The sequence below is a fragment of the Flavobacterium antarcticum DSM 19726 genome (assembly GCF_000419685.1).
Lineage (GTDB): Bacteria > Bacteroidota > Bacteroidia > Flavobacteriales > Flavobacteriaceae > Flavobacterium > Flavobacterium antarcticum.
The window spans coordinates 415,772-428,993 of record NZ_ATTM01000003.1 but is presented as its reverse complement, the minus strand read 5'-3'; the positions used below and the strand labels follow the sequence as shown (position 1 = coordinate 428,993).

The 13,222-nt window shown below is 34.2% G+C and carries 12 protein-coding genes; 6 read left to right on the top strand and 6 right to left on the bottom strand.

Annotated elements, in window-relative coordinates:
- Window positions 1–82 precede the first annotated feature (82 nt).
- The 3 genes from rnpA to YWA_RS0107215 all read left to right on the top strand — a co-directional run bounded on the left by rnpA (window position 83) and on the right by YWA_RS0107215 (window position 3,025).
- Entirely contained in the window at window positions 83–478 is a 396-nt protein-coding gene (rnpA, locus tag YWA_RS0107225; protein ID WP_022827836.1) for a ribonuclease P protein component, read from the top strand.
- A gap of 94 nt (window positions 479–572) precedes the next feature.
- Entirely contained in the window at window positions 573–2,210 is a 1,638-nt protein-coding gene (locus tag YWA_RS0107220) for a S41 family peptidase (protein ID WP_022827835.1), read from the top strand.
- Entirely contained in the window at window positions 2,210–3,025 is an 816-nt protein-coding gene (locus tag YWA_RS0107215; RefSeq protein WP_022827834.1) for an OmpA family protein, read from the top strand. Before YWA_RS0107220 ends, YWA_RS0107215 begins: the two co-directional genes overlap by 1 nt.
- On the opposite strand, the gene YWA_RS0107210 is transcribed toward YWA_RS0107215, so the two are convergent.
- The 5 genes from YWA_RS0107210 to YWA_RS0107190 all read right to left on the bottom strand — a co-directional run bounded on the left by YWA_RS0107210 (window position 3,022) and on the right by YWA_RS0107190 (window position 8,579).
- Window positions 3,022–3,468: a GNAT family N-acetyltransferase gene (locus tag YWA_RS0107210; protein ID WP_022827833.1), complete on the bottom strand. Its 447-nt coding sequence runs from the start codon at window positions 3,466–3,468 to the stop codon at window positions 3,022–3,024. The genes YWA_RS0107215 and YWA_RS0107210 overlap by 4 nt on opposite strands.
- Before the next feature lie 9 nt (window positions 3,469–3,477).
- Window positions 3,478–4,428 (bottom strand): DUF4837 family protein, encoded by a 951-nt coding sequence (locus YWA_RS0107205; RefSeq protein WP_026718652.1) that lies wholly within the window; start codon window positions 4,426–4,428, stop codon window positions 3,478–3,480.
- A 148-nt stretch (window positions 4,429–4,576) separates the two neighbouring features.
- Window positions 4,577–6,544, bottom strand: coding sequence for a LysM peptidoglycan-binding domain-containing protein (locus YWA_RS0107200; protein ID WP_022827831.1), 1,968 nt, complete (start codon window positions 6,542–6,544; stop codon window positions 4,577–4,579).
- 206 nt (window positions 6,545–6,750) lie between these two features.
- A complete protein-coding gene (locus YWA_RS0107195) occupies window positions 6,751–7,938 on the bottom strand; it encodes a phosphoglycerate kinase (RefSeq protein WP_022827830.1) in 1,188 nt (395 codons plus the stop codon).
- Window positions 7,939–8,147: 209 nt separating this feature from the next.
- Window positions 8,148–8,579 (bottom strand): hypothetical protein, encoded by a 432-nt coding sequence (locus YWA_RS0107190; RefSeq protein WP_157505311.1) that lies wholly within the window; start codon window positions 8,577–8,579, stop codon window positions 8,148–8,150.
- Window positions 8,580–8,699: 120 nt separating this feature from the next.
- Between YWA_RS0107190 and YWA_RS0107185 the strand changes: the two genes are divergently transcribed.
- Genes YWA_RS0107185 through YWA_RS0107175 form a run of 3 tightly spaced genes read left to right on the top strand, consistent with a single transcriptional unit; the run spans window position 8,700 to window position 10,863 of the window.
- Window positions 8,700–9,269 (top strand): sugar O-acetyltransferase, encoded by a 570-nt coding sequence (locus YWA_RS0107185; protein ID WP_022827828.1) that lies wholly within the window; start codon window positions 8,700–8,702, stop codon window positions 9,267–9,269.
- A gap of 51 nt (window positions 9,270–9,320) precedes the next feature.
- Window positions 9,321–10,469, top strand: a complete 1,149-nt coding sequence (locus YWA_RS0107180) for a DNA polymerase III subunit (protein ID WP_022827827.1) — start codon at window positions 9,321–9,323, stop codon at window positions 10,467–10,469.
- Between the two features lie 4 nt (window positions 10,470–10,473).
- Window positions 10,474–10,863 (top strand): hypothetical protein, encoded by a 390-nt coding sequence (locus YWA_RS0107175; RefSeq protein ID WP_022827826.1) that lies wholly within the window; start codon window positions 10,474–10,476, stop codon window positions 10,861–10,863.
- A gap of 1 nt (window position 10,864) precedes the next feature.
- Here the strand turns inward: YWA_RS0107175 and YWA_RS0107170 are convergent, their stop codons facing one another.
- The gene (locus YWA_RS0107170; protein WP_022827825.1) at window positions 10,865–13,141 is read right to left on the bottom strand and encodes a helix-turn-helix domain-containing protein; all 2,277 of its coding nucleotides are present in this window, start codon (window positions 13,139–13,141) and stop codon (window positions 10,865–10,867) included.
- Window positions 13,142–13,222 lie beyond the last annotated feature (81 nt).

Below are 13,222 nucleotides of genomic sequence, written 5' to 3'. Positions count from 1 at the left end.
TTTTTTTCTGAAAAATAACATTTTTGAATCGCTAACATCTTTACAACCTTCGTAACTTTGTCAGTCAAGTTAAAATCTATAAATGTCTTTTACCTACCCAAAAAAGCACAAACTCAAAAGCAAAAAAAGCATTGATCTACTTTTCTCTAAAGGAAAATCAGTTTCAAAATATCCGTTACGATTGGTTTATGCCGTTGCAGATGCAAATTTTATGGATGGCGAACCAATGAAAATGGGCGTTTCAGTTTCAAAAAAATATTTCAAACACGCGGTAGATCGGAATTATTTCAAACGAATTCTTCGTGAAACGTATCGACTCAACCAGCATTTACTTCGGGAACATTTAGAACAACCCTATAATTTCATGTTTTTTTACCAAACAAAAGACCGATTGACCTATCAGGAAATTGAGCAAAAAACAATTCAACTTTTTGAAAAATGGGTTTTAGAAGTTAAGAATCAATCTACTAAAAAATAATTTTTGCGAAGGTTTTGCCTTCAAAAATAATTTATTTACAATTAATGTTTATTTTAGTATCCAAATCCAATCTTTTGCAAAAAACCACTCAATAATGCACATCAATTTCAAAAAGAAAATCATTCTTCCTGTTGTTGCAGCAGGAATCTTTTTTATAGGCACTAGTTTTAAAGATGATTTCTTTGAAATTGCCAAACAGATCGAAATTTTCACGGAAGTATTCAAAACGGTCAACATGAATTATGTAGATCAGACGAATCCAGGTCAAATGATGGACAAAGCCATCAAAAGTATGCTGGAGGATTTAGATCCTTACACGAACTATTTTAACGAGCAAGACGTCGTAAAGTTTAAAATTAATGCTACGGGAGAATATACCGGAATTGGCGCCTTAATTACGCGAAAAGAGGGTCGGTTAATCATCAGGGAACCGTATAAAAATTATCCTGCCGATAAAGCGGGTTTGAAAGCGGGCGATGAGATTATCCAAATTGGCGAAGTGAATTTAATTGACTTTAAAGAAGACGCTTCTCAGTTATTGAAAGGAGGAAAAAATGCTAAAATTTCAATCAAATATAGAAGACAAGGAAAGGTAGCTACTACTGAAATTGTTTTGGAAGAAGTAGAAGTAAAAGCAGTTCCCTTTTTTGGAAAAGTTGATGATAAAACAGGCTATATTGTCCTTTCCCAATTCAATAGAAAAGCTTCTTTTGAAACAAAAGCAGCATTAGAAAGTTTGAAAAAAGACGGTGCGGAACGAATTATTTTAGATTTAAGAGGAAATCCTGGTGGTTTGTTAAACGAAGCGGTCAACATTTGTAATTTATTTGTTCCAAAAAATGAAGTAATTGTAACCACAAAATCAAAGATTGAACAGCACAATAATGCTTATAAAACTACTTTTGATCCGGTTGATTTAGAAATCCCATTGGTGATTTTAGTCGACGGAAAAAGTGCGTCCGCTTCTGAAATTGTTGCTGGTGCTTTACAAGATTTAGACCGTGCCGTTGTGATTGGAAGTCGAAGTTTTGGAAAAGGTTTAGTACAACGACCGATTGACTTGGTTTACGGAACGCAAGTTAAAGTCACGATTTCACGCTATTACACGCCCTCTGGAAGATGCATTCAAGCTTTAGATTACGGACATAAAGATGAAAGTGGAAAAGCGATTCGGACGGATGCAAAAAACTACAATGCATTCAAAACGAGAAAAGGCCGAACCGTTTATGATGGTGGCGGAATTTCTCCAGACGTAGTTTTGGAAGAAACGAAATTGAGTTCCATTTCTGAAGCTCTGCAAAGAAACGATGCAATCTTTAAATTTGCCACAGATTATTACTACCGAAATCAATCGGTTGGCGAAAAAATTCCAACATTAACTGATGCTGACTATACTGCATTTAAACAGCTTCTGAAAAAAGAAGATTTTTCTTTAGATACAGAAACACAAAAAGCATTGAAAAAGGCGTACGAATTGGCACAAAAAGAAGGAATTGATGAGTCTATTAAAACAGAGTACAATCAACTGACTTCTGCGGTTCAAAAAAGCGAGGAATTGCAAATCAACAAGTACCAAAAAGAAATTAAAAATTTGATTTTAGATGAATTGATTTTGCGTTATCAATACCGCGAAGGGTTATATCAGTATTATTTAAAGAGTAATTCAGAAATTAAAAAAGCGGCAGCAATACTCAATAATTCAGCCGAATACAAAAAAATATTATTGCAATAATGATTCGCTTTTTAAAATACATACCTTTTCTGTTCTTTGGAATTCTTCACGCTCAAGAGGAAGTAATTCACTCGGTTTATTTTGAATTTGACAAATTCAGTCTGAAACCCGAACAACTGAAAAGTGTGGTCGATTTTATTCATGCTGCAGATTCCACGCGTATTGAAACGATTGAAATATTTGGCTACTGTGACGATCGTGGAAAAGACGAATATAACTTTGCACTTTCGCAAAACCGAGCAAATACTATTCAACAGGAGTTTATTTCAAACGGCATTAAAAACAAAGTTATCGTTACGATTGAAGGAAAAGGTCGGATTATGATTGATGAAGACGTTGTTGAAAATATCCCGGAAGTTCGTTCTAAAAACAGACGAGTAGACGTCGTTTTAAACTTAAAACCATTACCTAAAATCCAATTACCCGGTTTCTACAATTCACTTCAAAAAAATCATGTCGTTGGGGATCACATTTATTTAGACAATCTGCTTTTTGATCGTGGAAGTAGTATTTTGACCTTCAAGTCAAAAACAGATTTAACGAAGTTAGCGAAGTTGTTATTGCGGAATAAAAACATTGAATTTGAAATTCAAGGTCATATTTGTTGTACGCCACCTTATCAAAAAGAGGCGATTGACCGTCATACCGGAAAGCGAAAATTGTCTCAGAATCGGGCAGAATCGGTTTATAAATACTTACTTATAAAGAAAATTCCAAAATCTAGAATGACTTTTAAAGGTTACGGAAATACGGTTCCACTTGGAAAAGGTGCAGAATACGACAGAAGAGTTGAGTTGGTAATTACTAAAATTTAAGATTTCAGCATCTCAATATGCGGAATATCATCTTCTAAATAGGTTTCGCTTACTTGCTGAAAACCGTGTTGTTCATAAAAATTCTTCAAATACAATTGGGCAGAAATGGTTACAGGTTGAACACCAAAATGCGCTTCAATTCCAGCAATGGATGCTTTCATCAATTCGTGTCCCCATTTATTTGCTCGAAATGATTTGGCAATTGCTACGCGACCAATAGAGGCGTTTTTAAAATAATCAGTTGCTTTAAAAAGCCTTGAATACGCTACAATTTTGCCCTCCACTTCTCCCAAAACGTGCAATGCCTTCTCGTCTTTACCATCTACATCTTGGTAAACGCAGTTTTGCTCTACAACGAAGACTTCACTTCTCAACCGCAACAATTTGTATAGTTCTGTAACAGATAGCTCGTTAAAACGCTTTATTTTGAAATTTAATTTCATGAAATGGATTTATAAAAATTTAACAGACTTAATTATCGATTCTAATTCTAACATTAAGTCTCTTTTAGAAGTTGATGGTGCATAACAAAAGCCTTCGATTACAATAAATTCCCTTTTTTTGCGGTCTAAAATTGCATAATTTATAAATGGACCCGACATGTAATCGCCTTTAAGCTCCCAAGTTCCTCTCGTTTCGTAAGCTCTTTTATTGTCAATTACCGCAATATCAAAATATGGTGCGTACGATTCTTCCGTAATCATACTGGTATTGTTGTCTTTTCCTTTGATGTATCTCGAGCCAAAAACATCTCGCATTTCGATAATATTTGTAATGATGTCGTCGTTCTTCAGCAAGGTTTTAAAAGGAACTTTATAAATTAAAATACTCGTATTTCCACTTAGTATTTCTTTCTTTAACCAAATAAAGTTGAGTTTCACCATGACATACTTGAATGTGGAAGGAACATCGATTGAAACTTTGAATTTTTTTCTGATTTTTTCATCAGAAAGAAGGTCATTTTTAATTAAATCTTGATTTCTTTTTATTTCAGTAGTCTTAAAAACCTCAACAAGGGAATCGCCATTTTTTTCAATGTAACTTAAAATCTCTGGAATGGTTTTACCCGAAATAATAACTAAATTTTGCGGTTCCATGAAGCGATTTTGAACCAAGCGGTAGCCGCTTTTTTCCTCTTTTTTGATTAAAATCAAATTAGTGTGGGATGTTTTATGGGTGTCAAATAATCGAATAGGAAATTGCTGTATGGTAAAAAGCGGCTCTTCCTGAGGAAGTCCATCTACTGGTGCTGCAAATTTTTTTCGCAGGCTGTCGCCAATTTCGCCGCTCCACAACTGATCATTTACAGCTATCGCTAATGAATTGATTTGGCACGTGGGTTGAATGTGATCCGACTCTTTATCGTTGCATGAACTAAACGTCAAGAGTATACATACTAGCATAACTGTTGCGTAACAATTTCTAGCTTGTTTGAAAGTAAAATATCGAAACAATCGTCCTGACATAAATCTATGCTGTAAAAATAAATTCCTTAAATGGATGAACCAAATAAGGAATTTAAAATATATTATGAATGATGCTTTTTAAAAATTAGCTGCTAATTTTTAATTTCATTCCTGGTTTTAATTCATTTCCTTCTATTCCGTTCCATTTTTTAATATCGGCAACGGTTATTCCTGGATATTTCTGAGCAATCTTAAACAAAGAATCTCCTTTTTGAACTAAATAATGAGCCGCTTTTTGCGAAACGGAAACTACTTGTTTATCATCTGATAAAATTAAGATTTTTTTGCCTACTTGAACATTATTATCTTTCAATTCGTTCCAGTCTTGAAGTGATGCAATTGATACATTGTATTTCTTAGCAATACTTCCTAAATTATCACCCTTAACAACATTGTAAGTAATGAATTTCTTGATGTCAATTTCATTTTTAATCAAAGCCACTTGTTCTGACTTCAACACTTTCAATTGGCTGTCTAATTTTACAGTAGCATCTTCCAAGTTATTTAGTTCTTTCAACTCAGCAACTGAAATATTAAACTTTCGTGCGATTGATGATAAATTATCTCCTTTTTGAACGGTATAAATCGTCGTTTCTTTATCGTTACCGTTTTCAGGAGTTGGAACTTCTGCTGAAGCTAAAGCTGTTTCTTCTTCTCTATCTACTGCAGTTGGAACTACTTTTGGTGATGGAATTGATTCTTTAACAGTTGAAATAATTTTTAGTTTTGCACCCGAATTGATCGTATTTCCTCTCAAATTATTCCAACGTTTCAAATCCGTAACAGCGACACCATATTTATTAGAAATTAATCCTAAACTTTCGCCACGACGAACGGTATGATATTTTGTTTTTGTACTGAATTTTGAATTTGACGAAGATTTAGAAGAGGTATCTCTCGAAGCTAAACGCGTTTCAGTAACGTAATACGGCATTTCAATTTTAGTGCGTTCGCGATCTACGTAAGCGTAAATTTTATCTTCATTAGAAGTAAATACACCTATTTTATCCTTTGGTAAACGTAAAAAGTGCGGTTTATTTGCATAAAAAGGAACCACGTTCATTTTATAAGCAGGATTTAATAATTGAATTTGAGAAACCGGAACATCCATTAAATCAGCGATTTGCTTAAAGCTCATCTCTTTTTTAATCATTACCGTATCGGTTTCAAAATGTTTAACCATAGCACGATTAGGTACAATTCCGTGTTCTTTATGGTATTCGTAAATGTACATTGTTGCTAAAAAAGCAGGAACATATCCTTGTGTTTCTTTTGGCAAATACTTTCTGATGTTCCAATAATTCTGTTGACCACCTGAACGTCTGATTGCTTTTGCAACGTTTCCAGCACCTGAATTATAAGAAGCTAAAACCAATTCCCAATCCCCAAAAATACGGTACATTTTGGTCATGTATTGTGTTGCAGCTTTACTGGATTTTATTGGATCACTTCTTTCATCAACGTACGAATCTACGTTAAGATTGTATTCTTTACCCGTTGCATACATGAATTGCCATAAACCCGTAGCTCCCATGTGAGAAACTGCTTTTGGGTTTAAAGCAGATTCTACAATTGATAGATATTTAATTTCTAACGGAACATTTTCCTTCGCTAAAGCTTCTTCAAAAACCGGAAAGTAATATTCCGAGATCGCCATCAAGCGTTCAAATGATTTTTTTCTGTTTTTCAAAAACGATTTTATAACGTTTTCAACAGCAGGATTGTATTGGATATTGAACGGAGATTTCGCATCCATTTCCTTAAAACGCTTTTTTAGTAGTTCTGTTGAAAGTTCGTAATCTACTTTTTGATCAACATCTATCGTAGCGATATCATTCAGTAATTCAGGAAAAATATCTTGGTTTGTAAGTTCCTTCAACCACAAACTATCTACACAAGCGGCAATTTCATCGTGAACAAAACTTGCTTTTACAGAATCAAGGTAGGAAAGTTTAACTAAAGGTGGATTGATTTGACCAGAAGCTGAATCCTGTGAAAATATAGTTCCCGAAATCATTAAAGCAGCGGCTAAGACTAAATTTCTTGTATTCATTTATTCGTTTTTTTGTATTTTACTTGTAACAAATACTAAGCCATTACAAGTATTAAAATTCATTTTATAATACGCCAAAATCTAACTTGAAAGGTATCAAGTTAGATTTCAACGAGATGCAAATTAATGCAAACATAATAATCTTATAACAGAATCATTATATCTTATAACTTAAATTTTTTATAATTATTATAAAACGAACAGAATTAATCTAATATCGCTGCAATTCCAGGTAGATCTTTACCTTCTAACATTTCAAGCATTGCTCCACCACCAGTGGAAACATAGCTCATTTGGTCTTCTAAGTGAAATTGTTTTACTGCCGCTACAGAATCACCACCACCAACTAACGAAAATGCGCCTTTTTCAGTTGCTTCCGCAATGTAGTTCCCTAATTCTTTCGTTCCGTTCGCAAAATTTGCCAATTCGAATACACCCAAAGGTCCATTCCAAAGAATTGTTTTGGAAGCTAAAATCACTTCTTTAATTTCGGCTAATGATTTTGGTCCAGCGTCTAAACCTTGCCATCCATCAGGAATTTCGTTTACGTTTACAATTTGCGTTTCGGCGTCATTTGAAAATGCATTTGCCGCGACAACATCAACCGGCAAATGAACTTGAACACCTTTTTCTTTAGCGATTTTCAAAATTTCTAAAGCCAATTCTTGTTTATCGTCTTCACAAATCGAGTTTCCAATTTTGCCGCCTTGTGCTTTGATGAATGTAAATGTCATTCCACCACCAATGATTAAGTGGTCAATTTTATCCAAAATATTTTCAATAACCGTAATTTTTGAAGAAACTTTCGAACCACCTAAAACAGCTGTAACTGGTTTTTTTGATTCTTTCAATACTTTATTTAAGCTTTCAATTTCAGTCGCTAATAATTTTCCAAAACATTTTGCATCGGGGAAAAATTGTGCAATAATCGTAGTTGAAGCGTGAGCTCTATGTGCGGTTCCAAAGGCGTCGTTCACATAAATGTCACCTAACCACGCTAATTCTTCAGCAAATTCAACATCTCCAGCTTCTTCTTCTGGATAAAAACGTAAGTTTTCTAACAATAATATTTCGCCAGGCTGTAATTCATTAGCAGCATTTTGAGCCACTTCTCCTCTGCAATCTGCAGCGAATTTTACTTCATGTCCTAAAACTTCACTTGCTTTTGCTACAATATGTTTCAAAGAATATTGATCTTCTTTCCCTTTTGGTCGACCTAAATGTGACATCAATATCACACTTCCACCTTGTGCTAGAATAGCATCAATTGTTGGTTTTGCTGCTTGAATTCGCGTAGCATCGGTAACTTTAAAGTCGTCATCCAGTGGCACATTAAAGTCGACACGAATTAAAGCCTTTTTGTTTTTAAAATTAAAGTCTTGAAGAGTTTTCATTTTTGGTGTGTTTTAGTTCGAAATAAAAAACAAATATAGCCTTTTTGTTGCATTTCGAAATTGAATTCTAAAATGGAAATTGAGATCTTTTAACACAGATCCAAATCACATTTAATTAAAAAACCGCACAAAATGAATTGTACGGTTTTACTTTATTGAATAATAGTGGATCGTTTTAAATTGCAATTAAACTGTTTGGCTGTGATTTCTTAATAAATTATATATGGCTTGTTTTCATTAAATCCGATAGTAAATTCGTTTATCCCCTTCGTTAAATCATAAGGTTCTAACATAATTTCATTTATTTTTTCAGAGTTTTTGATCTCGTCAATAACTTTCAACTTAATCGTAATTCCTTGCTGCACATTATTCTTTGAAAGTGCATATCCCAACTGATTTCCCGAATTATTCAAAACATCAATTGACAAAAAATGTTCGAATGCATCTTCAAAGCTAACTTCCAATTTTTTACGATTCCAATCGAATTTGGGACTCTTAGAAAATACAACGTGTTTTTTTGTGCTTAAATCAAATTCATGCGAATTTTCAGATGTCCGTTCCTCATTAATTGAACAACCATTAAATAGCGTTATTGGAAAAAATCCTAAGAAAAATAACCTGATAAACAATGACTTATTCATGACTTCAAATGTGTTGTTTTCGATATTGTAAAAATACAACGGTTTATATATACGAAAAATCCCTACTAATGGGTATTTTTCAAAAATCTGCACTACATTCGAAAATCAAATTTTGCAAGCATGAAAACAGAAAAAGAGAAGATGCTTTCGGGCGAAAATTATTCCGCAATTGACAAGGAATTAGTTCAAGATCGAATAAAAGCGAAGAAAATATTGCATAAAATCAATGTTTCCGAGTATTGGGTCAATAAAAGCACACGAAAATTAATTGCGGAACTTTTACCAAATTCGCCAAGTGTTGTTCACATTGAACCACCATTTCATTGTGATTACGGTTATAATATTGAATGCGGAGAAAATGTTTTTTTCAATGTCAATTGCGTGGTTTTAGATTCAGCGAAAGTGAAAATTGGTTCCAATGTGCTTTTTGGACCTGGCGTACATATTTATACGGCGACACATCCGTTAGAAAAAATGGAACGTCGAAATACTGAATTTGCGAAACCTGTAACTATTGGAGATGATTGCTGGATTGGCGGCCAAGTTGTGATTTGTCCCGGTGTAACAATTGGTTCGGGAAGCGTGATTGGAGCCGGTTCTGTGGTTACAAAAGATATTCCTGAAGATTGTTTGGCCGTTGGAAATCCTGCGAAAGTAATTCGGAAACTTAATCAAAACGAAGAAATTTAATTTTAAGCCCTGAATTGTTCCGATTTTAACCGAAATAAATATCTTTGTCAAATGCAGTTTTCAGAAATAATTGGTCAAGAACATTTAAAAAATCACTTAACAAAAAGTGCGGATGGAGGTCGGATTCCGCATGCCCAACTTTTTGTAGGTCCGGAAGGTTCGGGAACTTTGGCTACAGCCATAGCTTATGCTCAATATATTTTGTGCAAAAATTCTGATGGCGAAAATGAAGATGGAAACGAAAGTTGCAACCTCAAATTTGAAAATTTAACGCATCCTGATTTACACTTTATTTATCCATCCGTTACTGCTTTAGGAATTACTTCAAAGCCGAAAAGCATTGATTTCATTAAAGAATGGCGAGAATTTGTATCAGAAAATGTTTACGGAAGTTTATTTGATTGGTTGAATTATCTTGAAGCAGGAAATAAACAAGGAGAAATTCGCGTAGACGATGCTCAAGAAATTGTCAAATTACTTTCATTAAAATCCTACGAAGGTGGTTACAAAATTGTCATTATTTGGATGGCGGAAAAATTAAATATTGCCGCTTCCAATAAACTTTTGAAATTGCTTGAAGAACCAACGGATAAAACGCTGTTTCTACTCATTGCCGAACAAGAAGAAGATTTGATTCAAACGATTTTATCGCGTTGTCAAGTTTTGCATTTCAACGGATTGAGTGAAAATAATATTGCCGAACGACTGATAACGGATTTCAACATTGAAGAACGAGAAGCGCGGAAAATAGCACATCAATCGCAAGGAAATTTCAATAAAGCGTTAAAATTCATTAATGAAAACGGCGAAGATGCAGCGTTTGAAGAATGGTTTGTGGAGTGGGTTCGAGCGGCTTTTCGTGCCAAAGGAAATGCAAGTGCGATTAGTGATTTGATAAAATGGAGCGAAACCATTGCCGGAATAGGTCGTGAAACACAGAAAAAATTCTTGAATTATTGCATCGAAATGTTCCGTCAAGCCTTATTAATCAACTATCAAACGACAAGTTTGGTTTACATGGAACCAAAAGTTGCCAAGTTTAAACTAGAAAATTTTGCACCCTTTGTAAATGGAAGTAATATTGACGCTATTTTTGCTGAACTATCCGATGCCATTTACCACATCGAACGCAACGGAAATGCTAAAATTGTACTTACTGATTTATCTATAAAACTCACACGTTTAATTCACAAAAAATAAAATTATGATTACAAGTAACATTCCTTTTATCCTAGTTTTGCTTTTATTAGCGGCCACTTTTATTCAATCCGGTTACGATAAAACAATGTATTGGCAAGATAATTTGTCTTGGTTGAAAGGTCATTTTGCAAAGACGCCGATTAAAAATATGGTTCCTGCATCGTTATTCTTAATCTTGATTTTAGAATTGGTTTCAGGAATTTTATGTTTAGCAGGAATTTTACAATTGATGATGAATAACCAACGAACTTTTGGATTTTACGGAGCCGTAATGAGTTGCATTACATTGATTTTCTTACTCATTGGTCAACGAATGGCAAAGGAATATGAAGGTGCAAAAACGATTGTGATTTACTTTATTCCTGCAATTATCGCGTGTTATTGGTTGAGTTAATCTAAACGCGATTCAAACTTGCTTTAAACATTTTTAATTCATCCCAAGAAAATTCTGAACCGTGTTTTTCTTTTAAAGGATTAAGCGATTCCTCTTTATAGCCGTAGAATGCTTTCTCTAATTTCTCAAGAAGTAAAGAAGGTAAAACGTCTTTGATATTTATCTTTCCGGCTTCAATTAGTTTAGCAATATGTCCGGCAATGGTTTGTTTGGTTAATTTTCGAGCAATAGCAATGGCTTCTATCGAATTATTTTCCAACCACATTTCATGCGTTTCTTCGAACGTGTTTTTCTTCAGAATTTTCTTTTCTTTTTTGGTATTGCTGTAGCGGTTTTCGTCAATGTTATCTTCGACTAAAGTGCCTCTTTGCTGTTTGAAATCTTCTTTTACAGATTGCAAAATAGTTCCCTTGTAGGTTTTTATTTCATAAGAAGTCAAATTGTCTTTGCTAATCAAATGACCTTCAAGTACTACAACAATTAATTTTTGCGCTTTCATTAAACTCAAAACCGTTTTTACTTGCGCATTTTCCAATTCGGTTAATTCCGTATAAAATCCTTTCGCTTTTTTCAGTCGAATCACTTCTTCCATTTTAAACAATAAATCATACACCATTTGGTCTAAAACCGGCATGAAATAATTATAAGCGGCTGTAAATCGTTCTTGTAGGAAATCTAAATCGACTTTTTCTTGGTTGAAAATAAAGTGCAATTGGCTCATAAATTTTTGCGAATGCGGTACAATTTTATCCAATGCATCGTACTGTTTTTTCGCCCAAACTGCATGAAGTGATTGAGGAGATTTACTTTCATCGTTTTTATACGAATACAAATGATTCCGCCATTCTTGCAGTAAATTCTCCCATTCAAAAGTGGAAATTAGTGATTTATAGAGGAAATTTTGCGTGTCAAGTTGGAGTTCATGTGCTAACTTTTCGTCCGAACATTTATTCTCGGCATATTGCATCACATCTCTGTCGTTTGAAAAACCATTCAAAGTCAATGGAGAAAGCAAAATAAGCCCGTTTAACGACCTTAATCGTGAAAGTGCAACGTAAGCTTGTCCCGGCATGAAAACTTGCGAAACGTCAATCGCTGCTTTGTCAAAAGTCAATCCTTGACTTTTATGAACAGTTATTGCCCAAGCGAGTTTCAACGGAAATTGAGTAAATGTGCCTAAAACCTCTTCTTCAATTTCTTTCGTAGTTTCATTAACTGAATACCGTATATTTTTCCATTCAAAACGTTCGACTTCAATTACCTTCTTCTCTTCAGGAAATTCAACTAAAACTTCATTTTTAGAAACCGATTTTACGATTCCCATCTTCCCATTAAAAAAGTTTTTTTCTGCCGAAGAATCATTTTTTACAAACATGACTTGAGCTCCTTTTTTCAATTTCAAATCAGCATCAATCGGGAAAATTTTATCCGGAAAATCATCGACAACGTCGGCTCTTAAAATAACTTCATTTCCAACTAAATCCGATAAAGCTTCTTTATTTATAGCATCCACTTTGTGGTTATGCGTCGTCAGAATAATGTATCCTTCGTGTTTCTTGGAATCAAAATTAGGTTGGACATATTTATTGAGTTCATCTCGTTGCTTTTCCGAAATCGTATTGTTTCGCAAACTGTCGAGCAAATCAATAAACGTGTCGTCGTTTTGTCTGAAAATTTTAGACAATTCTAAATACAAAGGAGGATTCTGCTGCACAACTTGCGAATGAAAAAAGAATTTTCCAGCGTAATAATTTTTCAAAACTTGCCACTCTTCTTCTTTTACAACTGGTGGTAATTGCAGTAAATCACCAATGAAAAGCACTTGAATTCCACCAAACGGCACTTTCTTTTTCCGAACGGATTGCATCATAAAATCCATCGCATCTAAAACGTCGGGACGTAACATACTGACTTCGTCAATAATCAGTAATTCCATATTTTGAATTACCGCTTTTTTGACGCCACTCATTCTAAAATGACGACCGAGTGTTTTTTTAGTTTCAAATTTGAGGTTATTTGAAAAGTCATTTTGGTAAATAGAATCGGGAATAAACCCTCCAAACGGAAGTTGAAACATCGAATGTATAGTAACACCACCAGCATTTAACGCGGCAATTCCCGTTGGTGCGACAACTACAACATTTTTATGAGTCGTTTCTAGGATTTTCTTGAGTAACGTTGTTTTTCCTGTACCTGCTTTTCCTGTAAGAAACACAGAACGGTTGGTTTGATTGACAAACTTAAGTACATAATCAGCAGTATTTGAGACGGTATCCATTTGGCTTCGAGATAATTAATAAATGTAATAAGAAGATTTCAAATTTACAAAAAAAAGAATTCCAAAAAAAAACCTTCCGAC

Bases quoted from the DNA above. Each gene is read 5' to 3' on its own strand.
- rnpA (WP_022827836.1), top strand. From the start codon at position 83: ATGTCTTTTACCTACCCAAAAAAGCACAAACTCAAAAGCAAAAAAAGC.
- YWA_RS0107220 (WP_022827835.1), top strand. From the start codon at position 573: ATGCACATCAATTTCAAAAAGAAAATCATTCTTCCTGTTGTTGCAGCA.
- YWA_RS0107215 (WP_022827834.1), top strand. From the start codon at position 2,210: ATGATTCGCTTTTTAAAATACATACCTTTTCTGTTCTTTGGAATTCTT.
- YWA_RS0107210 (WP_022827833.1), bottom strand. From the start codon at position 3,468: ATGAAATTAAATTTCAAAATAAAGCGTTTTAACGAGCTATCTGTTACA.
- YWA_RS0107205 (WP_026718652.1), bottom strand. From the start codon at position 4,428: ATGCTAGTATGTATACTCTTGACGTTTAGTTCATGCAACGATAAAGAG.
- YWA_RS0107200 (WP_022827831.1), bottom strand. From the start codon at position 6,544: ATGAATACAAGAAATTTAGTCTTAGCCGCTGCTTTAATGATTTCGGGA.
- YWA_RS0107195 (WP_022827830.1), bottom strand. From the start codon at position 7,938: ATGAAAACTCTTCAAGACTTTAATTTTAAAAACAAAAAGGCTTTAATT.
- YWA_RS0107190 (WP_157505311.1), bottom strand. From the start codon at position 8,579: ATGAATAAGTCATTGTTTATCAGGTTATTTTTCTTAGGATTTTTTCCA.
- YWA_RS0107185 (WP_022827828.1), top strand. From the start codon at position 8,700: ATGAAAACAGAAAAAGAGAAGATGCTTTCGGGCGAAAATTATTCCGCA.
- YWA_RS0107180 (WP_022827827.1), top strand. From the start codon at position 9,321: ATGCAGTTTTCAGAAATAATTGGTCAAGAACATTTAAAAAATCACTTA.
- YWA_RS0107175 (WP_022827826.1), top strand. From the start codon at position 10,474: ATGATTACAAGTAACATTCCTTTTATCCTAGTTTTGCTTTTATTAGCG.
- YWA_RS0107170 (WP_022827825.1), bottom strand. From the start codon at position 13,141: ATGGATACCGTCTCAAATACTGCTGATTATGTACTTAAGTTTGTCAAT.